Genomic DNA, 23,975 nt, shown 5'->3' on the forward strand with positions numbered 1-23,975 from the left:
TTGATCTAAAAATGAAGATTTATTGGGAGGCCAAAATGGGAGAAGTAGATATTATATTAATAATCAAAATGATTATTATTGGACTAGTTCAAGGCTTTACAGAACCAATTCCCGTGTCGTCTAGTGGGCATGTAATGATTGCTAGTGAAATTTTGGGACTAGGTGAACAAGGATTTACTTTTGCTATATTAACAAATACAGCTTCACTATTTGCCATACTTTTCATTTACAAAAAAGATATCGTAAGACTTGCGGTAAATTCAATTCTTTATTTGAAAACGAAAAAATCTAGTTATAAGGACGACTATCGTTTTGTTTTCTTTATAATCATTGGTACAATTCCAGCGGGTGTTCTTGGGGTTTTATTAAGTGATTATATTGCTGAAAGTGTTAGCATGACAACGATTGCGGTTATGCTCTTCGTAACTGGGATTGCCTTGTGGTTGATTCGCAACATTAAAGGTAATAAAGGCGAGGGTGATATTAAAATTAAGGATGCTTTCCTTGTAGGATTAGGGCAGGCTGTTGCATTAACACCAGGGATTAGTCGTTCAGGTGCAACTATTATTTCTTCGATTGCTGTTGGAATGAAACAAGATACTGCACTTCGATTTTCATTTATGTTGTATATTCCTATTAGCCTCGGGGGGGTTATATTAGGATTTTCTGATTTTTTAAATGAACCGAATAAAGCAGAATTAGCAATTCCGTATTTAGCGGCGTTTATAGCAACACTTTTAATGACCTATTTTGCAATGAAGTGGTTTATGGGAATTATGAAAAATGGGAAGCTTGTTTATTTTACCTATTATTGTTTCTTCGTAGGAGTATTGCTACTAATTTTCTTTTAATGGATATAAATTGTTTTTCTTTGTTGCTTTATTAGAAACGGTGTAAGTATAACCATTAACTAAATATGCCTAAATAAAAATAGCTTTCGGGGAAATCCGAAAGCTAAGGGGTATTGCATCATGCAGCTACTGCGATTTTCTTTTTCAGTAATCCGAGGATTATAGCAGTAATAAAGGAACCTACGAGAATAGCGATGGCATACATTAGAATATTTGCCGCTCCTCCATCAACTAGGCCGATAACGAAGATTCCACCGTGAGGAGCCCGCAAACCGATGTCAAACAGCATAACCAATGCACCGGTGACCGCAGCTCCGGCAACAGAAGCCGGGATTACGCGTGCAGGGTCAGCTGCTGCAAACGGAATTACACCTTCTGTGATAAAACTAGCACCGAGCACATAAGCAGTCTTGCCGGCTTCACGTTCAGGTTTTGTGAATTTATTTTTAAATAGCGTTGTAGAAATTGCTACGCCGAGTGGCGGCACCATACCTGCTGCCATGACAGTAGCAATGAAATTAAAGTTCTGTGCATCAAGCATAGCAATACCAAATGTATAGGCGGCTTTATTGACAGGACCGCCCATATCAATTGCCATCATGCCTCCGAGAAGTAATCCGACTAGCACTAGGTTAGTTCCACCGAGGCTTTCAAGGAAGCTTGAAATACCTGTATAAACATTGGTCAATTCTGGATTGACTAGCATCATAATTATGCCGGTAATAGCAATTGAAAATACTGGAAAGAATAATACCGGGTTTAAACCTTCAAGTGAATTGGGAAGCCTAGAAAATGCTTTTTTGACTAGCAGCGTTACATAACCAGCAAGGAACCCTGCAATAAGTCCGCCAAGGAATCCAGAACCACCGCTTGCTCCTTCTACGCCTGTCACGGTAATTGCAATCAGTCCACCGACCATCCCAGGTGCAAATCCCGGACGTTCGGCAATACTCATCGCGATAAATCCGGCTAGAACAGGCACCATAAGGAAGAAGGCATTGCCGCCACCAATAGTATTTAGCATAGCAGCAAATTCATTATATTCGGGACTCTCGGGATTTGAGGCATTAATACCCCAGAAAAACGAAATGGCAATTAAAATACCACCACCAACTACAAACGGTAACATATTGGATACACCGTTCATTAAATGTTTATAAAATCCACCCTTGCCTTCATTAGAGGATGCTTCATCTTTAGATCTGTCATGTTTATAGACCGGTGCATCATTATTCACCGCACGATTAAGTAAATTGTCTGTTTCGTATATCGCTTTACCTACAGCAGTCTGGATGACCGGTTTGCCATCAAAGCGAGCCATATCGACTTTTGTATCCGCAGCTACGATAATTGCTTCAGCTTCTTTAATTTCCTCATCGGTCAGACGGTTTTTCACGCCGCTCGAACCGTTCGTTTCCACTTTTAGCGTAATACCGAGTTCTTTTGCACGTTCATTGAGTTTTTCTGCCGCCATATAGGTATGGGCAATTCCTGTTGGACAGGCTGTAACAGCCAGAATCTTTTTAGCGGATGATTCGGTCCGTGTTTCAGCTTTTTCTGCAAATGCCTGTTCTGGACCTTCGTCTTCCGTCTCTTTATCTGTAATTGCCTGTAATACTTCCTGCTTCGAACTGGCTGCAAGGATAAGGGAACGGAATTTTTCATCCATTAAAAATGTTGCGAGTCTTGATAAGGCTTCAAGGTGATCATCATTTGCACCTTCAGTGGCTGCAATCATGAAAAATAAATGTGCCGGTTGGCCATCCAATGATTCATAGTCGAGGCCATGTTCAGATCTTCCGAATGCAATAGCTGGAGTTTTCACTGCTAATGACTTGGCGTGCGGAATAGCAATACCCTCTCCAATACCCGTAGTGCTCTGACTTTCACGTACTAGGATATCCTGTAGGAATGCTTGTCGGTCCACTAGTTTTCCCGCTTGTTCTAATTGTCCGGCCAGTTCTTCCAGAACCTGTTGTTTTGAAGTGGCATCTAAATTCAGTATAATTGTTTCCTCTGTCAATAATTGTATAATTTTCATTCTGTCACATCCTTCGTCAGATTGGGGTGATCTCTACTTGTTCAAGTAATGCTTCTACGCCTTGTTGTTCGCATAAATCGGAACGGAAGGCGGTGGCACTACCACTTGCGACACCATACCGAAAAGCTTTTTCAGGATTTTCGTCTTTTGAATAGGAAGCGATAAATCCGGAAACGAGTGAATCGCCTGATCCTACGGTATTAATAACGGTACCGATAGGTGCTTTTGCACTTAATGACAGATTTTTGGTAACGAGCAAAGCCCCATCACCGCCCATTGACACTATGACATGTCGAATACCGTTTTCTAAAAGCCTCTTGGCATAAAAGTGTGCAGCCTTTATATCTGTGATTTTCGTATTGAATAATTCGCCCAGTTCATCGAGGTTTGGTTTGATTAAAAAACATGGAACATTTGTCAGTTTTTTTAGTGCGGGACCCGATGTGTCCAGTACAAAACGCACTCCATTCTCACTGCAAAACTTAGCTAAATCGAGAAAATAGCTATCGGGGATAGAGCCAGGAAGGCTGCCCGCAAGAATGAACCAATCGCCTTTTTTCATGGCTTTTACTTTATTTGTAAGGACCATCAATTGTTGTTCTGTCAATTGTGGACCTGGTCCGTTTAATTCCGTTTCTTTTTCAGACTTGATTTTTATATTTATCCGGGTTATTTGTGAAGTTTCAATAAAATCAGTAGCTACACCTTCTTTTTGTAGAAAACCTTCTATATAGCTGCCTGTAAAGCCGCCAGTAAATCCTAGAGCTTGGCTTTCAACACCCAGTCTGTTTAATACGCGTGAAACATTAATGCCTTTACCCCCGGGATAATAATACACTTCTTCAGAACGGTTTAGTTTACCGTTTTCGAAAGCAGGCAGGTAAACGGTATAATCGATTGATGGTGTGATTGTACAAGTATAAATCATTCGTGCACCAACTTTACTGAAGTTTTTTTTCTGAAATCATCGAGTATTTCTGCAGGCATACTGTCGATAATCAACATGGCATTTTCCAAATCCATGATTTTAGCGAAGCTGACTTTATTGATCTTAGAATGGTCAGCGAGCACAAAGGTATTTCGGGACAAAGAACTTGCCAATTGTTTGACTGCAGCTTCTTCAGGATCTGGTGTCGTATAACCGTTTTCTACATGCAGACCATTTACCCCGAGAAAACATACGTCAAAACGATAATTTTTCATAGCCAGTACTGTTTGAGAACCGACAAATGCACTAGTTTTCGACTTAAATAATCCGCCGGTCAAATAAGTGGTTATGCCATATTCATTCAAGGTATCAACAAGTGTCAGACCATTCGTTACGACTACCAGGTTTTTGTTCTGCAGAAATGGAATCATTTGAAAAGTCGTGGTACCAGCATCCAAAAAGACGCTGTCTCCTTCTTTAATCAGTTCCGCTGCTGCTTGGGCGACTTGGATTTTTTCGGATAGATTCTGAGTAGATTTATCGGTTACGCTTTGTTCTATTAAATTGTGTCTCGTCAGAATTGCACCACCAAAAACGCGTTCTAGCTTCTGCTGGCTTTCAAGTTCAGTCAAATCTCTTCGAATTGTCGATTCGGAAGCACCAGTTTCATCCACTAAATCTTGGATTTTTACTGCTTGTTTTTTTTCTAACTTCTTTAAAATATAGGAATGTCTTTCATTTGTTAGCAAGTCATCACCCGCTTCCTAGAATATAGTTATATTTCTGTTAAAACCATAATACTCTAAGTAATAGTTATAATCAATCAAAAACGTTCAAACTCATTCAAAAACAATCATTTGTATAACAAATTTATCAAGTAATCACGAACTCCACATTCATAATACGAGCATTATATAGGAAGAGATAAATAATAATCCAAAAATAATCAGATATTGAAGTAACAAAATTGGTGTGGAGATGAGTGAAGAACTGCGACTTTAAGAGGATGTAGCCGCGGAGAGCACCCGGACTGAGCGTAGCAAGTGAAGGCTAGCCGGGCCGCCCCCCGAAGAGCGTCCGCTCGGAACGGAAAGTCTCGCGTTCATACAAAAATGCACTAACCTGTTTCTAAAAGATGTAGTAGGGAGACGGACAGACAACTATCAAAGGTTACCGAGAAAAGAGCAGCTGGTCGTGAAGTTAGTCACGACCAGCTGCTCTAAAAACATTCGGTAATAATATAACAATAAGTCTGTCCAAAGCACTTCGAAAACGTTAGATACAGGTTTTATAAGGACCGGGTTTCTATTTGCCTGGTTTTTTTAATACTCAAAATAGGTTAGATGTCCATAATTTTGAAGTACACTTCGAATAATATGCCAATTTGATGTAATGTTTCTTTAAATATTCAAATGGAAAGTAATGACATAGAAATGCATAGTTTTGAGTATCTTTGTACCGAGATATTTTCACAGTATATTCTGTGAAAAATGAGGAAAAAGTAATTCATTTTATTTCAAATATTAATAATTTGATTATTTAAACCTAATATTAAAAAATGAAAACAAAAAAACATTAAGCAAATCTAATTGTTAAAATTTAGTGACTAAAGTCTATGAGTTGATAGTTCTATTGAAATTTACTAATTTTTATAGGATTTTTGACTATAAGAATATGTAATGGTATTTATTATATTAAAGGAAAAGTTTTCTAGTACTTCCACCATATTAAGTAGTTAAAAACTTTTCTAAACAGTTTCTTAGCCTATTATAGAGACTCAATTTCATAATAAGTTGGTTCAATTAATAACACGAATTTACGTCATATAGTGTTATACGAATCTTACTATTTATAAATTTATAAAAATAATTTATAGAAATAGGTTTATAAAGTAAGAGGTTGGGGTATTGGGTGTTAGTTGACTTCAATTACCCATTTTTACCAATGTAGGAAGTACCTGTGGGTCCTTATAAAAGCACTACACAGTTATTTTATAAATGCCACAAAATTTCAAGATAAGGGAGATGTATGGAATGTCAGGAATTATTCGCGTAACACCAGCTGAGTTAGATGCTATGGCTTCTCGCTACAACCATGAATCAGGGGAGGTTGCTTCTCAAATTGGTCGCCTAGACGGCATGATTGGTGAATTGCAATCAATGTGGGAAGGTTCTTCAAGTGCAGCCTTCGCTGAGCAATATGAGAGACTTAAACCTCATTTCAATGAAATGCGTGAATTATTAAGTGAAGTAGGAATTCAATTAAGCCGTGCTGGTCAAGCGTTGCAAGATGCAGATCAACAAGTTGCTAGTCAAATTCGCGGATAATCAACCGTTAGAATGTCAAATAGTAGAGCGTCGTTCCTCCAGGAAGGCGCTTTTTCCTTAATTGGGGTGAGAGAGTGTATATAGAGATTACAGTAGATCTTTCTAAATACGATGGAAAAGTCTTAGATTTAAGACTTTCTGATTATTATACTATGAAAAAAATGATTGATATTGCCTGGCAGGCCAATTCTATATCTAAAACTCCACGCGAAGGCCATTGGGTGCGTGTAGTAAATAAAGATAAAATATTCCCTGGACATTTGACGTTAGCCCACTGTGGTATAACGACAGGTGATCGAATTGAAATTATTTGAAGGAGCTACAAAGATGGCCAATCATTCACATACATACTTAAAAAACCGTATAGGTGCAGAAATAAATGAAGAACCCCTAAAAACTACTTTTGTTTTTCAAAAAGAAAGAGTGGGATTTAAGCGAACAGAAGAAGTTGTTTTTCTAAAAGAAGTTAATCCAAAAATTAAAAAAGATATAGTGATTACCGATAACGAGCTTATTATTCAAGCTGATATCCCAGAGACCTTTAGGCGATTTGATGACATCCAAAAAGAGGATGAAAAGTCTCGTTGGATGTTTGCATACCAATTAGTAGAAAAAGTTAACTCACATTCATATCCTCGTTTAAATTTAATCGTGTCCCCAGAAAATATTGTGTATAGCAGAGGAATGGAGCCTGTTTTTCTTTATTACGGTGTATTAGGCAGTTTACCGCCTTTTGAAGCAAATGATGAACGCGTCTGGTTAGAAACAAAAGCCGTAGTTGCAGCCGCAATAGACGGCTCTTTCACATTTGAAGAGTATTTGAAGTATTCGGAGATTCTCGAACTCAAAGAAACAGGCGCTACCATTATGGCCATGAAAGAAAGTGATTCATTACTCGACTTCATAAGTCAGCAAATGGAGCACTTAGAAGTAAAAGAACTAGAAAATGTGAAGATTCCTCGAAAAAAATGGAAAGTTACCAAATGGTTATCGGTTGGGCTAGGTGTACTTATTATTCCTGCAATTGTATTTACAATCATATTTTTTGTACACGAAAAGCCAAAAAACGAAGCATACATCGATAGTCAAGCATCCTTCCTCGGTCAAAATTACAGCCAAGTAGTTACAACTTTAAGTCCTTATAGCGTTAAGTCTATGCCATATATCGTTCTTTACGAACTTGCTTATTCATCTGTTACGAATGAACGCTTGGATGAAGAACAAAAAGAAAATGTGCTTTCTAATATTACATTACAAACCGACGCAGATTATCTAAGATATTGGATTTATCTCGGTCGTGGAGAAGCAGAGAATGCTGTTGATATCGCAAGAGCAATGGAGGATGGCGAGCTAATTACCTATGGTTTGTTGAAAAGAAGAGAAGAAGTGAAGGCAGATAAAGGTTTAACCGGTGAAGAAATGCAAGAATTACTTAATGAAATTGATCAAGAAGTAGAGGAATATGAAAAGTTAATGGAAGAAATGGAAGAACAAGAGCAGCAAGAACTAGAGAAAAAAGAACAGGAAAAACAAGAATTAGAACAAAAACAAAAAGAACAACAAGAATTTGAACAACAACAAAAGGAAAAACAAGAACTTGAACAAAAACAAAAAGAGCAACAAGAACTCGAACAAAAACAAGCAGAAGAACAACAAACAGAACAACCGAAGTAGAAATAAGAAAATACGGATAGATGAATTACAAAAATGGTTCGAAAGAAGGTGTACCTATTGCAACAACTATGGTTGTTTTACGCCGAAAATTATCAGCGAATAACTGTACCTGAAAATGATTTTACATCTTTCACAATTGGTCCAGCAATTGAACATGATATTACGATTCAGACATTTCCCTTTGTCAATGGTCCTATTACATTAACAAGGGATGATGCTGGACTAGCAGTTTATAGTGGAGATAAACCTTTCGGAAGGCTTACTGATGATGAGGGCCTTACGATTGAACAAAAACAAAAAATGCTCCATTTGTATATTTCCTCCACTCCGCTAACTTCGGAAACATACTATATAGACTTTGATAATGAGGTTTCCTTTGATACCCAATTAGAAATTGCGACATTTCAAAGACTTAAAACAAGTTTTCCAAAAGTTGAGTCCGGGCATTTTTCGTTAAACAAAATAAAGGATGGATGGATTATAAAGAAAGACTTTGGCTGTCCTTTATATGTAAATGGCAAGATAGTAGAATCTAATACAATTCTAGCTGATGGAGATGTGCTTCAGTGGGCTTTTATGGAAATGAAATTACTCCAAAAAGACCTGCTCGAGGTGACTGCTGCTGTTCCTTTTGCAACGAAACTTTCTATTATAGATGTTCCTGAATCTGAAATTCTGCATATGTATCCTGATTATCGTCGTACACCTAGAATGATTTATGATCTTCCAGATGACAAAATTTCATTAACATTTCCGACTCAAGAAACAGATGATTCTGGAAGAGGATTATGGCTCATTATCGCACCACCACTGGTGATGCTTGTAGTGATGGCACTAGTAGCAATTTTTATCCCTAGGGGAATTTTCGTTATTATTTCTATTACTATGTTTTTAACAGTACTAGTTACCTCTACTGTTCAATATTTCCGTGACAAAAAGAAGCATAAGCGGAATGCGGAAAAACGCCTTCGAGTCTATAAAGCGTATTTAGAGAACATGAGAGAAGAACTTTATGAGCTTTCCGAGAAACAAAAGAAAGTGTTGGACTATCATTTCCCGAGTTTTGAAGAGATGAAACAAATGACCAGTGATTTATCTAGTAGAATCTGGGAGAGAACTTTAGATAGTCATGACTTTTTAGAATTTAGATTAGGAACAGGAAACGTGAAATCTAGCTATGAAATTAAACTTTCTTCAGGTGATTTAGCGAATAGAGAAATAGATGATTTGCTCAAACAAGCTCAGCGAATGGAAAAGGTCTATAAAGAAATTCCTGCTGCACCAATAACAACTAAATTATCCGAAGGTATCTTAGGGTTAACTGGAAAAGAATCAGTGATTAAGCGAGAACTTCAGCAAATAATTGGTCAAATGGCATTTTCTCAAAGCTATCATGATACAAGATTTATTTATATTTTCAATCATGATGAGTATGCCGAAATTGAGTGGATGAAATGGTTACCACATTTTAAACTTCCGAATATGCATGCAAGAGGGTTGATACATAACGAGGAAACTAGGGATCAATTATTGTCTTCGTTATATGAAATAATTCGTGAGCGAGATACAGATGATCAGAAGGGCAAAACAATATTTGCGCCACATTTAGTTTTCTTCGTTTCCAATTATTCATTGCTTGCTGAGCATGTCATCTTGGAATACTTAGAAAGCAAAAATACAAAAGACCTTGGAATATCCGTTATTTTCGCGGAATCGGCACAGGAAAGAATGACCGAAAACGTTCACACTCTTATTCGATACGTCAACGAACACGAGGGAGATATTCTCATTGAGGCTGGCAAGGCTGTAGATATCCCATTCAACTTAGATGAATTTGATCCTGCTACGAACGAGAGATTTACACGAATGCTTCGAACATTGAATCATCAAATAGGAATAAAAAATTCTATTCCAAACTCGGTTAGTTTTCTAGAGATGTTCGGTGTTAAAGAAATTGAGCACGTCCCAATAGTACAAAATTGGACAATGAACGAGTCAGCAAAATCACTTGCTGTGCCAATAGGTTTTAAAGGGAAAAATGAGCTTGTGGCATTGAACTTACATGAAAAGGCACATGGGCCCCACGGTTTGTTAGCTGGTACAACGGGTTCGGGGAAAAGTGAATTTCTACAGACGTATATATTATCACTTGCAGTTCATTATCATCCACATGAAGTAGCCTTTCTATTAATCGACTACAAAGGTGGAGGAATGGCACAGCCGTTCAAGCATATTCCGCATTTGTTGGGAACGATTACGAATATTGAAGGCAGTAAAAACTTTAGTATGCGTGCACTTGCCTCTATAAATAGTGAACTAAAACGAAGACAGCGTTTGTTTGATCAATACGTCGTTACTCATATCGATGATTATACGACACTTTATAAAGAAGGAAAGGCGATGGAACCACTTCCTCATTTATTTCTCATTTCCGATGAATTTGCCGAGTTGAAACGTGAGGAACCTGAATTTATACGAGAACTTGTAAGTACAGCTCGCATCGGTCGGAGTTTAGGAGTACATCTTATTTTAGCTACCCAAAAGCCAGGGGGAGTTATAGACGAACAGATTTGGAGTAACGCGAGATTCCGAGTTGCATTGAAGGTACAGGATGCATCGGATAGTAAGGAAATTTTGAAGAATGGGGATGCCGCTTCTATTACTGTAACTGGCCGTGGTTATTTACAAGTTGGAAACAATGAAGTGTATGAACTATTCCAGTCAGCGTGGAGCGGGGCCCCTTATAAGGAAGAGGTGTTAGAGGGAGAAGAGGATGTAGCAATTGTTACTGATCTTGGATTGTATCCACTTTCTGGGATAGCTACAAGTGTGAAGAAGAATTCAAGTGGAATGACGGAGATGGAGGCAGTGACAGGGAAAATTGCGGAAATAACTGCTGAAATGAATATTCAAAAAGTAGCAAGTCCTTGGTTAGAGCCGTTAGCCTTACGACTTGAAAAGCAACTAGATATTCCTACTAGTCAATCTGGATTCCCAATTGGAATGATCGATGAACCAGATAAGCAAAGCCAGTCACCGGTAGCATATAACTGGACAAAGGATGGAAATCTTGGAGTATTCGGTTCCTCGGGCTATGGTAAGTCATATACATTACTTTCAACAATATTGGGGCTAGCAGAAAACCTATCTCCGGAAGAAGTAAACTTTTACTTGCTCGATTATGGAAATGGATCACTATTACCACTTAGACAGCTCCCTCATACAGCAGATTATTTTACAATCGATGAAGAGCTGAAAAGAGATAAGCTAGTCAAGCTTATAAAAGAAGAGATTGCTAAGCGAAAAATTGCCTTCCAGAAATCAGAAGTAAGTAACATCCAAATGTACAATAAGTTATCAACGCAGGCGTTACCTCTTCTGTATATAGCAGTTGATAATTATGATATTGTCCGTGAAGAAATGGAAGAGCTAGAAGCACAACTGATTCAATTTGGTCGGGATGGTCAATCACTCGGAATTTATTTGTTCGTGGCAGCGACAAGAGTTCAATCGGTTCGACAGTCCTTAATGAATAACTTAAAAACGAAGATCGTTCATTATTTAATGGATACGACAGAGTCATTTACAGTAGTTGGCAGAGTACCATTCGATTTAGAGCCATTCCCGGGTAGAGCAATTTTGAAAAAAGAGGATACCCATTTTGCGCAAATTTATTTACCAGCGAGTGGATCAGATGACTATGAAGTATTAGAGTCCATCAAAGCAAAAGTTAAAAGTTTACGAAATAAGCACCAGGAAGATAGTTATCCGAAACCTATTCCGATGCTCCCACTAGAGCTTACATCTACAAACTTCTCCTTCTACTTTGATGGTAAGAAAAAGGATGGAATCGTTCCAATTGGATTGGATGAAAATACTGTTCTACCAATCTCCATTGACTTTAAGAAAAATCGTCATTGTTTACTTGTTGGACAGGTTCAAAGAGGGAAGACTAATACGATAACTTGGATGCTTCACACACTGTTAGAACAAAAAACAGGATTCATTACTATATTTGATTCGTTTGATAGAGGATTATCAAAATTTGCTGATTATGATGCAATTGACTATCTGGAAACGAAAGAGAATCTGGCAGAATGGATTACACGAACAGAGCAATATTATTCGGAAATCGAACAGGCTTACCTCGAAAATATTCAACAAGGAGATCCTATAGAAATTACGCTTTCTTACTTCATCATCGATGGATATACGAGATTCTTACAAGTAGCTGATATTACCCTTCAGGACAGATTAGCGAAACTGATGAAGCGTTACGCTCACTTAGGCTTCAATGTCATTATGTCTGGTAATAATGCAGAAATCACTAAAGGTTATGATGCCTTCACGAATGAGTTGAAGCTTGTAAGACAGGCGCTCGTGTACATGAAAAAGTCGGAGCAAACTTTGTTTACAGTAGCGTATGAGCGCAAAGAAGCGGAACTTCCGCTTGGATTTGCACATTATATTTTGAATGGGAACGATACAAAAGTAAAGATTCCTTTAAGTGAGTTGGAGAGGACGATAGTACAATGAAATCAAGTATAAATACCAGACTATTAAAATACGGTGCTGGAATTCTAGTAATATTAGCTGTTCCCATTATTTTTTTCCAGCTAATGGGTGTTAATATTCTCGATTTGAATAACTCAAATAAACGTACCATAGCTATTGTAAATGAAGATATGGGTTTAACGAAGGATGCAGAAACAGTTCAAATGGGTGTAGAAGTAGTATCCATTTTAGCGGAGGACTCGGATTATGAATGGGAAGTAATGGGGCGGGGGGCAGCAGAAAACGGTTTAAAATCAAACCAGTACGATGCAATTGTTTATATTCCCTCCAATTTCTCGGGAAATATTATGTCGTATGATGAACAAAATCCCCAAAAAGCGGAGTTTGCATACCAAGTGCAGCGTCAGAAAACAGGGTTACGTAAGGAACATGTTTTGCATGAAATAGAAGTAGCAACAGACCGTGTAAATGATAAAATTTCAACTTTGTACTGGAGCTATATAGCACAAGAAATGAATCATATTAAAAAAGAGTTTACAAGTATTTTAGGAAAAGAAACAGAATTTCTTAGTGCTATGTCAGCATACTATAAGCCAGAATCAGAAACACTGGCTGAACAAATGCTAAGACAAAAGGATCAAATGGAATCATTGCAAACAACTCTCGGGTCTGCAAATAATGCACATACTAGTCGTATTGAAAATGCCGATTCGTTTGGATTACAAATGAACAATTTCATAACCTATGTACAGCAATATAAGGAGTTTCAGAATACCCAAAGACAAATACTACAGCAAGTGCAAGATGATAGTTTGGCTAAAATCCACGCAGCAGCAGCAACACAAGCAGAGCAATTCAATCAGTCTGTACAACTGCTAGAGGATAGTAATAACCAATTAAATGAAGAAATTCAAAAAGTGAATGGCATTATTGATACCAATAAAGAAAAATTTAATGCATTATCGGAGCTTCGAAAAAATGAAGTAGATCGTCAAGTTACGGACTTGCTAGTAGTGCAAGGTAGTGCGATCGATCGTTATAATAACACCATTTTATCTAATCTAGAAAAAGGTATTGAAGCAGGGAAAAGTGGTAATGCAGTTCTTGCAGCAGCTTCCATAGGTACAGAGCCAAATCAGTTTGTTTCTATTAAAGAACAGCTAGAACAAAAAGCAGTGGAGAAAGCTTCTACTAATTTACTTGGCCTTGAACAAGAACGTGCGAAGGTAGATAGTATTTTATCTGGACTGACATCTTTAAAATCAAAAGTAGCAGAAACGGATCCAACTTCCACTTTTATAAGTGAAATTGATAAGCTTCAAGCAGAATTGGGTTCAATTCCAGCACTACTGGCTGAAAGAGAAGCAACATGGGCTAGTGCAAAACAAACAGGAACTACAGATTATTCACATGCCTCTACGGAATATGCGAATTTATTAGAAAACTATGGCTCTATTTACAGAGAGTATGAATCAGTTCAACAAATTATCAATTCATACCCAACGGATACGGTTCGTATAGGTATGGAAATAAAACAAAAAGAAGAGGCACTTTTAGCTAATTCAAGTTTGGCGGACGATCAACGTGCTAGACTGCAGGAGCTATTCGCAAAAGGTGCAGCAAAAACAGATACAAGTTCTTTGTTATCCTACTACGCTACTTTAGAACAATTTGAATTCACCCTCAATGAGGGAGGAGATAGTGCTAATAAGGATGCTATGTTGAAGGATGAAATTTTAACAACATTGCTGAAAAATGTTGTGGATATTAACGAATTGGAGCTAGAGGGTTGGACTTCTGTTGGGGAAAGTATTCCTCAAACCGAACTAGGAATGTCCGACTTAAGTACAACGTTTGCTGCGATTATGTCGGGATATAAAGAAACTGCAGAACAACAACATGCATCGTTGATTAATGAATTAAATTCTATTGACAAGCAAGCAAATGTTTTACTAGCGCAAATTCAAAATCCAGCAAATATGATTCCTTCAGGTGAGCCAGTGGCGACTACTTCTGAAGGGGAAGTAATGGCTGGTCAACAAAATGTGACGAACCAATTAGTAACGTTAAGTGGAATGATTCAGTCCTTATCACAAAAACAAAGCAGTTTAGTAGATTATGCAAACGACTTAACTGTTAAAGCAGACAATATAAAAGATACCTCGAATGAATTTAGTGGGAAATGGGATACGAATGTGGCTGTCATGTCTGAATTTGATAATGATATTCAAGAATTTCTTGCCAATACATATGTAGATGGTCAGGAAAACGGATATGCATTTAATCATTTTGTGAACCCGCTAGATGTAAAAGGAGAAGCAGTCGTTTCTGATGAAATGGAGAAAGTTCCACCTGTTATTTTGTTTATCATTCTATTAATCAGTAGTTTGTTAATCGGATATTTCTCTTATCAGATGAAAGAAGGTTCAATTGGGCTTCAACTTACTATGACAGCTTTATTGTCCATAATTGTTGGTCTAATTATTAGTTTCTACAGTATCTATATGTACATTTTAAATGACCATCGTGCACTAGAATGGACAATCTTTACTATTTTATTACTGCTAGCAGGCGCAGCAATAATTCGTGTAGCATTAGAATTCGGACAATCAGTTGGCTGGCTTGCTAGTGTGGCATTGATGTGCTTATACATTATTCCACTATTAATACTGGCTGTACCTGATATTAATATTCCAGATGTTTTGTCTACCGTTTATATGTCTATCAAATATGAACCTGAAACCAGCTTTATAAGGGGTGCAGTAATAACAGCGGTAATCGCAATAGCGATGCTAACGACCACATATTTTATGAATAAAAATAATAGATTAAAAGCATCTGTGGCAGATGAAGCGTATGAAAGTTAAATTACGTCTTTTGTTTCCAATATTATATTTAATGCTCGTTGGAAATGCTTTTATCGTCCTTGCGGAAGAACCAAAAAAAGCAGAAGACTTGGATCCTATGATTTATGAAAAACTAGAATTTAAGAAAAACACCGATTATCTGCATGATAAGAAGAAAACTGAAATGAAAAATACAATTCCTAAAAAGCAAGTGGATATATATTTTGATGGAAGAAATAAACTCCCTAACAGAGGAGATACTTCTTACTTGTTTTTAACGGCTGAACGTGGGGAAAAAAGTACCGTAACGGCAAAGTCCTCAGAGTTAAAGCTGTTTTCTGCTAAAGATACTAAACAAGCAGAGTTATCGGTTACCCAAATCGGAGAGAAGAAATCCTCTAGCGGAAAGATAAGGACCTTTATATTTTTAGGATTAGTAGGGATTGGTATTATTGCAATATTTGTTATCCTTTTACCCAAATTAGTTAATACCTCTGAATCTACTAAATCAGCCAAATGAAAAAAGGGAGGAAATGTATATGCTTGGATATTATATTGCTTTATTAGCTAAAAAGAAGGAAGATCTGCAAAGATTAACTGCATGTCAGTCTTCTTTGCAAGGTAAACAATCCGAATTTAATACGAATGAACCTAAATGTTTAGAGCCAGAGCTTACTGCCACTACTTGGCAGGGAAGCCATGCAGATAAGTTTGACGATATTCGAGAATCGGGTATTCATACCAGCTATGTAGATATATCAGGAAGTCAATTTTCTAATGTGTTTAGTGCTATATCTGCGAAAATAAGTGAATTGATTGCTGAAATTGCATCTATTGAACAAATAATAGCAAATCTTAGAGCGGAGCAAGCACGTCAAAATCAAGCTAAAGCAAACTAACTTGCAAGGAGGAAAGCCATTATGTCTACGGAAGTTAAAATCGTATATGCAGATGTGGAAAATCAAATTGGAGAAATGACTAGTGCAGTCGATTTGCTGAATCCAAAAGCAGAGCCACCTATTACGGGTAATACTCTAGATGTCGTTACAAAGTTCAACGAATTATCCATAAAATTGGACCAATTACTTGTAAAATATCAAACATTATCAACCCAAAATATACAAACTACCTCCGCTTCAATTGACTTTATGGAAGAGTCTGATCAAAAAATATCAGCGGCTATGCAGTGTACCATCAATGGAACAAGTGTGGCAGCCCAATGAAAATATTAGACGTACATCCGTTTCACGATGGTATAGGGCGTAATATTAATATGGTCTCTCGACTTGAAGGAGAAATGAATGCAATCCAAACCGCTGTGCAAGGCTTAGTAGCTATGGAGGAAACGCTTAAAGGGGAGGGCGGAGATGCAATAAGATCGTTCTATAATGATTGCCATTTACCTTTTCTACATTTCTTTTTGACGTTTAATTCTCTATTTAATACAACCCTTACTACCATGAATTCCGCACTCGATGCATTAGAGCCAGATGCCAATGGCTTTATTCGCCAGGGGTATTTGGAAGGAGAAGTAGAAGAGGGTTTAACAGAAATTTCTCAAGTAACAACTAGTTTGACAGATGAATCCAATAGCATTATGGATTCTGTTTCTGATATCGTTGCTCTGCCCCATTTAGATGACAGTGGTGTACAGGAGGGCGTAACTAGTGCAAGAACATCTAGGGATAATACGGTTACCGATCTAAATGAATTCGATTTGACTCAAACGAATGCGCTACTTTTAATAGAGGCAGCCATGTTAAATATGGAAGCATGGCTAACAGATATTGAATATTTAATGGAAGAAGGATTAACGGATGTTAACTTCCCGGCAGATAGTTGGAATTCTGTACAGGATGCAACACCGATTGGTCAATTCTATTTGCAGCACCAAATAGATATGCTAGCTTCAGATCCCCGAGTAGAACAGAATAATGTGGAAGTATCAGCACCTGCCTATACAGAAAAGAATTTATGGGAAGGGATTATGACCACTGTTGGTGTTAATATTAACGATTGGCAAGAGAAACCTATTAATGCAGCAGCTACTTTACTAGGATCTGCATCATCTGGGCACGTAGCGTATAAGGAAATAAGATTGGCTTCTCAAGGTTTTGGTATAACCCTCAAAAGTAAAATGAGAAAAGGAGTCCCCACGCCAGTTGTTAAGATAACTCGTCCAGATTTAATTGGTGTAAAGAAAAAAACATATACTGGCGCAAATGCAACTAATTATGAAAAAGTTTGGAAAAGAGTTGACGGAGCGACCAATGTAAAATCGACATTCCGATGGTCTTCTAATAAGTTAGGATATGTCGGTATATTTGCAACAGCTGGTGGTGATATTTATCATGGTATTGAAAATAATGAGTCAGCTAGTCAAATAGCTGGTAACGTAACAGGAGATGTTGCAATAGCTGGAGCTTCTATGGCTGCATCAGCTTGGGCAGGAGCACAAGCTGGAGCAATGGTAGGTGCAGCTGGCGGACCGATAGGGGTTGTTGCTGGAGCTGTGGCGGGTTTATTTTTCGGTGCAGTGGTGACTACTATTTTGAATGAGGCTAAAATTATGGATGTAAATGGTGATGGGAATTCTGATTCAATTGGAGATGCTATCAAAATAGGAACAAAAGGAATGATCGACGGGATTGCTTCCTGGTTTGATTGATAGGAGGAGAGAGAAATAATACAGCAAAACATAGATGCGGTAACATTGTCTTATTTAAAGTTTCAAACACCTGAGGTAAATAAAAAGAATATTATTGTATTTTTCACCATGTTTTTATATTTCACTGGAATAATGCCGATAATTGGTGAACCTTTTTCCTCTACATTTCTTGTTGCTGCCATTATTCCGATTGTTCTAATCTCCATTTGGGCAATCGTTTATTTAATTGATCCCTATAAAAATGAGAAATCCTATTATTTATTTTTCGGTATTTATGGAGTAGTTAATACCTATGTTTTTTTCTTAGTCGTTGTAAAATTACTTTATGTGAATATGGGTGTAGAGGGAATCAAACCTTTTATTATATGGCTTTTGTTATTTATAGCATTGATAGTAGGTGTGAACATATTAAATATTAAAGCTCTTTACTCTGGTAAGTATGATAAGTTGCAGAAAAAAAAGAGTATTAATGTGTCTTGGACAATGGTTGGGGCATTAGGTTATATAGTTGGTCAGTTTATATTGTCGTTCATTTATAGTGACGACGCAGTGAGTACCCTTCTGATTGTACTTATTTCTTCACTTGCTCTATTGACTTCTTATTTTTCTGTTTATATTCATCGCTATTATTTTATTAATAAGAATATGGAATTGGTAAAACAGGTGTATCCAGACTTTGGATTGCCAGAGATGGAGAGAAATACAAAAAGGAAGAAAAAGAAGAAATAATTCATATATTATCTGAAGTTAGTTAGGAGAGAATTCTAATAGAAAAAGATGGAATGTCTAATACTTTTTCATCGTATCATCGTATTTAAAATTTAACTCACCAAAATTTAATAAACAAAGTGTATTAGGGAATTTTCTTGTAATTTTTATTTAATTGAGATTCTACCCCCTTTTAGGGGAACCATTAATAAGATATTTTTCTTTTCCGCTATTATTCCAACAGTATTAATAACATTTTGGGGAATTATTTATATAATAGCACCTTATAAATACGAAAAATCCTATTATTTATTTCTAGGGGTATATGGTGTCGTCAATACTTACGTCTATTTCGTTAGTATACAAAAATTATTGTATATAAATCTTGAAATAGATAGCTTGAGTCCATTTTTATTTAATGTAATATTGTTCATCTTATTAATTGGTGGTATGAATTGGATGAACTGGAAGGCTATTTATAATGAGACATATTATAAGTTACAACAAAAGAGTTCTATTCCAGTAGGTTGGGCATCAATAGCAGGGGCTTCCTATATATTAGGGCAAATAATATTATCTGTTGTCTATACAGACTCGGGAATAAGCATATTAATCATTGTTTGTCTGTCCATTTTATCTTTATTTACCGCATTTCTTTCAATTAATATACACCGATATTTTTTCATAAAAAAAAATATGGAAATAGTAAAGAGAATGTTTCCAGAGTTTGGGTTACCAATACTTGAGAGACGTGGAACGGGAAAGAAAAAGAAGAATATGAATAAGAATATAAAAAAATAATCTGTCCTGAGACGGGAAATTAATATGAATAATACTAAATTAGACCACATTAAATTATCGTATTTAAATCTAGAATCACCCCAGGAAAACAGAATTGGTATAGTCGGGTATTTCCTATTACTGTTATATGTGGTTGGAATAATACCGATATTAGGAGTGCCGTTCTCTTTGCCTTTTTTTTTAGCTGCAATTATACCAATCACAATTATTCAATTATGGGCAATTGTTTATCTGATTGATCCATATAAATACGAAAAATCGTATTATTTATTCTTTGGTATATACGGAGCAGTGAATACCTATGTGTATTTTTTAGTAATTTTAAAATTAATATATGTAAATATGGAATGGAAAGGAAGCACTCCTTTTGTCATTAACTTAGTTTTGTTTATCCTCTTACTGGGAGGAATCAATTGGTTGAACTGGAAGGCACTATACAGTGGAACATATTATAAATTACAACAAAAAAGAACTATATCTGTAGCATGGACAACTATTGGTGGTAGTTCTTACATAATCGGTCAAATTATTTTATCTTTTATCTATTCAGATTCAGCATTCAATATTCTGATAATAGTTTTAATATCTTTTTTATCTCTTTGGACAGCCTTTTTATCGATTAACATCCATCGATATTTCTTTATTAATAAAAATATAGATATAGTAAAATATCGATTCCCTGAATTTGGATTGCCAAAAAGCGACAGATACACGGAGCAGAAAAAGAATAAGAAAAAAAGAAAGAAGGGAAAAGAATGATTCCAACATTTACAGTACAGGATATTTTTGTAATGATGCAAACGTTAAATACGAAAACTTTAATAGGCTTTTCTAATCCCTTCGAACACCTAACAAAATACGAAATAGAAAGAGTATGGGAGAAGACCTATAAAAAACTTCATAAGCTTAATCTTATAGATTTAGTCGAAAAGGAAATTAAATTAGAAGAAAACTTCGGTAATGCTTTATGGATCATGTCGCGTACTAATATGGTTGTAGAGATTATGAAAGATGGAAATCAGAAAAGTTACTTTTACTTTAGCAAAGACCATGTAGTGGAATGTAAAGAAAACGAAGAAAGTGAATATACGTTATACGTTCATGGTGCTCCTGATCATGTTTGGAATAATGTCATTTACCCTCGAATGCTAGTAGGTGTAGCAAAGCACTCTGTCACTGTAAGTGAAACTATTTTTGTTCCTCCAACTGCATACAATGCTTGGGTGAAAGCCGGATCAGTGACAGATGTGCAGAGCTTGGAAACTATCAATTTAGGGGAAGACTGGAAACGTATCAGTAGTCAATTGGATGCGGCGCTAAAAAGTATGATACATAATAATCGACTAATGGTATTTTTCAAAGAGGATGCCAATTGGGTTATCGAAGGTATGCATGTTTTAACATCTCCTAATAATAATTGGACATTCAAGATGATTCGACAGGACAATAAGGAATTATTAGAAGGAAGACAAAGTACAAATTTGGACATTGTTTCAGAGATTTTAGAAGTTTTAGTTAGGATGCAAGCTAAGAAAGCAACGATTAAATAAATGAAAGTAGAACATCAAGCAAATTTCAAATAATCGAAATGTGCTTGAAGTCTGTTAGATTGTAATTCTTATGTATTTTCAATGAAGTATTTTGACATTTAAACTTTCCAATTGCGCTAGGTTGATCGTATAATTGTTTTCGGTATCTACAAATAGCCCACCATTCACTTTGTTCCTTTCAGCTGTACGGATATCTGTATTCGTTTCGAATATCAGATTATGACCACCTTTAAACTTCAGGTAAAATTTATACTTTTTTAATTCACCAGCATTACGCAATATTCTCCCTCCTTTAACGGAGTATATCATTCGCCCTGATAAAGGTTAATAGATAGAAAATAGTTTTATTGGGTATATAGTTTATGAGACTTAATGAGGAAGACCTTCTTATAGAAATAAATTAGGTGATACTACTTAAGTAGTATATAATGAAGGGATGCTGAAAATACTGAATTAGAGAATATAAAGGAGTTTGAATCATATGAGTAAAAAAACTATTAAAACTGAGTTACCAGAGAATTATGAGGAACTGAAGAAAGCTGCCAATCGTACTGCAAGCTGGAAGGCACGCTATGACGCAGTAGTTGAATTAGGTATGTACAATCATAATCAAGTGAAAGACATTTTAAGAACACGCCTTGCAAATGATCCAGTTTACAAAGTACAAGAAGCTGCTTTCCAAAGTCTTTTAGATTTTGGGGAAGAAGCACAATTACCGAAACGTAAAAAGTTCGAATTAGTAAAAGGAGCAAACAAAGTATTTGTTCGTGTTAAGAAGAGTTTACCTAAGGATCATACTTTTGAAGAATATTTAACAAAGTTAAAAAGAATGCGTATCGATGTATATGATACGTATGAAGGTGACAAAGGCGACGAATTCAAAACTTGGTTAGAAAAAGAATGGTCTAACTTAAAATAATGCATAGAAGTACAAAGAAAACAATTGCCGACATGGACAATTGTTTTTTTTATAAAAGTGAATCAATTTTATAAAGAATATTAAATAGTTAAATCCGAATAACCCTGATTTCCGCGGGCACTACTTCAATCTCCTCGTCACTACGAAAACATATGCTCCTGCGGGGCTTTCAGCTCGCGCTGTTCCCGCTGGAGTCGCCGCCTGCCACTTCAATCAACGGGATCGCTTTTAAAAAAAGCGAATAATATATTTTGTGATATTAATTAAACATTCGTATTTTTAAATGAAACAAGTAATTATGAAATTGACTCAAGTAAGTATTTAATACCGATTAATTACTATTGCTAATTTATTATATATACTACTGAAATGAAAATAGTGACGTCATAAAGTTGCGATTTATTGATATAAAATTTAAAGAATAATAAGTATTAATAATAAAAAATTCGAAATAGATTGACAGTTTATAGGGTAAGACCCTATATTTTAAATAGATAGTTAATAAAGAAGGGGATTGGAGATAAATCATCATGGGAAAATTATGGGATACACCTGAAAAACTAAGGGCTTTGTTATGTGAATTGGTTAGCTGGGATAGTATTACATTAACAGAGGGAGAGCGGGCATTTGCCCCTAAATTAGTGAAAAAGCTAGGGGAACTACGCTATTTTCAAAATCATCCAAGTCTATTACAAATGCATGATGCGGGACTTGGTAGACAAGTAGTAACTGCGTTATACAAGCATCCAGAAGCCACTGAAACAATAGTGCTGATTAGTCATTTTGATACGGTTCAAACAGAAGAGTATGGTGTTTTGGAGCCGCTTGCATATTTTCCAGAGGAGTTAACAAAAAAGTTAATGGAGAATCCAGAAGAATTGCCTGAAGGTGCTAGAACTGATTTGGAAACTGGGAAGTATTTGTTTGGTCGCGGCACGATGGATATGAAGATGGGGCTTGCGCTACATATGCAGTTAATTGAAAAAGCGAGTGTTGAGCAGTGGCCAATTAATCTTATTTTAACTACTGTTCCAGATGAAGAAGTAAATTCTGCTGGTATGCGTGCTGCAGTTACACATTTAGTGCGTATACGTGAGGAGTTCGGATTAAGCTATAAGCTATTTTTAAATAGTGAACCTTCATTTTCTCAAAATCCCACTGACATTGCAGAATATATATATACAGGTACGATTGGTAAAATCATGCCAGCCGCTTTGTTTTACGGGAAAGAAACACATGTGGGAGAACCTATGAAAGGCATGACTGCCAATTATATTGCATCCTTCTTAACGCAGAGGATGGAGTGGAATAATCTATTCCGCGAGACGGATCTTGGGGAGAGTACGCCTCTACCAGTTTCATTGCAGCAGAAGGATCTGAAACTGTCTTATTCTACGCAAACACCTTACCGTGCGGTTGCATTATATAATGTGTTTTTACTGAAACGTACTGCATCTGAAGTGATGGATTTGTTCGAGCAAGTTGCAGAAGATGCAATGCAAGCATTGAACGAAGATTATTCTATAATTTGTGAGCGGGAGCAGGTAACAGGCATAGGAAAAGTAAAGGTTTTCCGTTATGAAGAGTTACTTGAATACGCAAATAAAAAATTAGGAACAGAACAAGTAGAAAAGCTTAAAGAACAAACGCTGTCAAATGAGGAATCGGATGACCGAGAAAAATCGCTCCGTATTGTAGATGACTTGATGATCCAATGTCAGGAGTTAGCACCAGCAACAGTAATCCTATTTACACCACCTTACTACCCAGCAGTTAACACTTCTAATGATCCATTGATTAAAAATGCAGTGGAATTGATGAAGCAATCAAGCTTATCGTTCAACAATAAAATAGATCAAATCCATTATTTCAATGGAATTTGCGATTTAAGTTATGTGAACTATGAAGATGAAGGTAAGGGGTGGACTGCCTTTGAAAACAACACACCTGTATGGGGAGACACCTATAGTATTCCATTTAACGACATGGCGAAGTTAAAAGGTCCAGTTTTGAATGTTGGACCATTTGGTAAGGATGCTCACCAAAAAACTGAGCGACTCCATGTAGATAGTGCATTTATAGAGATGCCTGTAATGTTGGAAGCTTTGATTAGAAGTTTGTACTAAGTATATCGATTGAGACTTCCT

Annotated in this window: 20 protein-coding genes; 16 read left to right on the forward strand and 4 right to left on the reverse strand. The window is 36.5% G+C overall.

Translation table 11 applies throughout. The annotated features are described in order from the left end of the window. Positions 1–35: 35 nt before the first annotated feature. On the forward strand, positions 36–851 hold the full coding sequence (locus MKY29_RS04895) for an undecaprenyl-diphosphate phosphatase (protein ID WP_340879179.1): 816 nt from the start codon (positions 36–38) through the stop codon (positions 849–851). 118 nt (positions 852–969) lie between these two features. Here MKY29_RS04895 and MKY29_RS04900 read toward each other — a convergent pair whose 3' ends face one another. The 3 genes from MKY29_RS04900 to MKY29_RS04910 are packed head-to-tail and all read right to left on the reverse strand — an operon-like array spanning position 970 to position 4,569. Continuing rightward, on the reverse strand, positions 970–2,892 hold the full coding sequence (locus tag MKY29_RS04900; RefSeq protein ID WP_340879180.1) for a PTS fructose transporter subunit IIABC: 1,923 nt from the start codon (positions 2,890–2,892) through the stop codon (positions 970–972). 16 nt (positions 2,893–2,908) lie between these two features. Beyond that, positions 2,909–3,820 (reverse strand): 1-phosphofructokinase, encoded by a 912-nt coding sequence (pfkB, locus tag MKY29_RS04905; RefSeq protein WP_340879181.1) that lies wholly within the window; start codon positions 3,818–3,820, stop codon positions 2,909–2,911. Continuing rightward, entirely contained in the window at positions 3,817–4,569 is a 753-nt protein-coding gene (locus tag MKY29_RS04910; protein WP_340879182.1) for a DeoR/GlpR family DNA-binding transcription regulator, read from the reverse strand. The genes pfkB and MKY29_RS04910 overlap by 4 nt, the downstream gene beginning before the upstream one ends. 1,284 nt (positions 4,570–5,853) lie before the next feature. Between MKY29_RS04910 and MKY29_RS04915 the strand changes: the two genes are divergently transcribed. The 13 genes from MKY29_RS04915 to MKY29_RS04975 all read left to right on the forward strand — a co-directional run bounded on the left by MKY29_RS04915 (position 5,854) and on the right by MKY29_RS04975 (position 20,909). Further along, entirely contained in the window at positions 5,854–6,147 is a 294-nt protein-coding gene (locus tag MKY29_RS04915; protein ID WP_090565261.1) for a WXG100 family type VII secretion target, read from the forward strand. A gap of 74 nt (positions 6,148–6,221) precedes the next feature. Beyond that, entirely contained in the window at positions 6,222–6,461 is a 240-nt protein-coding gene (locus MKY29_RS04920; protein WP_093494092.1) for an EsaB/YukD family protein, read from the forward strand. Next, entirely contained in the window at positions 6,448–7,821 is a 1,374-nt protein-coding gene (gene essB / locus MKY29_RS04925) for a type VII secretion protein EssB (protein ID WP_340879183.1), read from the forward strand. The genes MKY29_RS04920 and essB overlap by 14 nt, the downstream gene beginning before the upstream one ends. 57 nt (positions 7,822–7,878) lie before the next feature. Further along, positions 7,879–12,357: a type VII secretion protein EssC gene (gene essC, locus MKY29_RS04930; RefSeq protein ID WP_340880810.1), complete on the forward strand. Its 4,479-nt coding sequence runs from the start codon at positions 7,879–7,881 to the stop codon at positions 12,355–12,357. After that, positions 12,354–15,203, forward strand: coding sequence for a type VII secretion protein EsaA (gene esaA, locus MKY29_RS04935; RefSeq protein WP_340879184.1), 2,850 nt, complete (start codon positions 12,354–12,356; stop codon positions 15,201–15,203). The genes essC and esaA overlap by 4 nt, the downstream gene beginning before the upstream one ends. Next, positions 15,193–15,702 carry a type VII secretion EssA family protein gene (locus tag MKY29_RS04940; RefSeq protein ID WP_340879185.1) on the forward strand — a complete coding sequence of 170 codons (510 nt, stop codon included), beginning with the start codon at positions 15,193–15,195 and terminating at the stop codon, positions 15,700–15,702. Before esaA ends, MKY29_RS04940 begins: the two co-directional genes overlap by 11 nt. Positions 15,703–15,721: 19 nt before the next feature. Next, the gene (locus MKY29_RS04945; RefSeq protein ID WP_340879186.1) at positions 15,722–16,081 is read left to right on the forward strand and encodes a YwqH-like family protein; all 360 of its coding nucleotides are present in this window, start codon (positions 15,722–15,724) and stop codon (positions 16,079–16,081) included. A 21-nt stretch (positions 16,082–16,102) separates the two neighbouring features. Continuing rightward, complete coding sequence (locus tag MKY29_RS04950) at positions 16,103–16,405, forward strand: YwqI/YxiC family protein (RefSeq protein WP_090565249.1); 303 nt, start codon at positions 16,103–16,105, stop codon at positions 16,403–16,405. Further along, positions 16,402–17,850 carry a ribonuclease YeeF family protein gene (locus MKY29_RS04955; protein WP_340879187.1) on the forward strand — a complete coding sequence of 483 codons (1,449 nt, stop codon included), beginning with the start codon at positions 16,402–16,404 and terminating at the stop codon, positions 17,848–17,850. The genes MKY29_RS04950 and MKY29_RS04955 overlap by 4 nt, the downstream gene beginning before the upstream one ends. 45 nt (positions 17,851–17,895) lie before the next feature. Then, complete coding sequence (locus tag MKY29_RS04960; protein ID WP_340879188.1) at positions 17,896–18,579, forward strand: hypothetical protein; 684 nt, start codon at positions 17,896–17,898, stop codon at positions 18,577–18,579. 378 nt (positions 18,580–18,957) lie between these two features. Next, positions 18,958–19,359, forward strand: coding sequence for a hypothetical protein (locus MKY29_RS04965; RefSeq protein ID WP_340879189.1), 402 nt, complete (start codon positions 18,958–18,960; stop codon positions 19,357–19,359). A gap of 24 nt (positions 19,360–19,383) precedes the next feature. Further along, a complete protein-coding gene (locus MKY29_RS04970; protein WP_340879190.1) occupies positions 19,384–20,118 on the forward strand; it encodes a hypothetical protein in 735 nt (244 codons plus the stop codon). Continuing rightward, a complete protein-coding gene (locus tag MKY29_RS04975) occupies positions 20,115–20,909 on the forward strand; it encodes a hypothetical protein (RefSeq protein ID WP_340879191.1) in 795 nt (264 codons plus the stop codon). The genes MKY29_RS04970 and MKY29_RS04975 overlap by 4 nt, the downstream gene beginning before the upstream one ends. A gap of 78 nt (positions 20,910–20,987) precedes the next feature. Here MKY29_RS04975 and MKY29_RS04980 read toward each other — a convergent pair whose 3' ends face one another. Further along, positions 20,988–21,188, reverse strand: coding sequence for a hypothetical protein (locus MKY29_RS04980; protein ID WP_090565238.1), 201 nt, complete (start codon positions 21,186–21,188; stop codon positions 20,988–20,990). 202 nt (positions 21,189–21,390) lie between these two features. On the opposite strand from MKY29_RS04980, the gene MKY29_RS04985 reads away from it, so the two are divergent. Together MKY29_RS04985 and MKY29_RS04990 are read left to right on the forward strand one after the other, a co-directional pair. Beyond that, entirely contained in the window at positions 21,391–21,828 is a 438-nt protein-coding gene (locus MKY29_RS04985) for a HEAT repeat domain-containing protein (RefSeq protein WP_090565236.1), read from the forward strand. A 530-nt stretch (positions 21,829–22,358) separates the two neighbouring features. Further along, positions 22,359–23,954, forward strand: coding sequence for a M20/M25/M40 family metallo-hydrolase (locus tag MKY29_RS04990; protein WP_340879193.1), 1,596 nt, complete (start codon positions 22,359–22,361; stop codon positions 23,952–23,954). Positions 23,955–23,975 lie beyond the last annotated feature (21 nt).

This window comes from Psychrobacillus sp. FSL K6-2365 (genome assembly GCF_038003165.1).
Lineage (GTDB): Bacteria > Bacillota > Bacilli > Bacillales_A > Planococcaceae > Psychrobacillus > Psychrobacillus psychrodurans.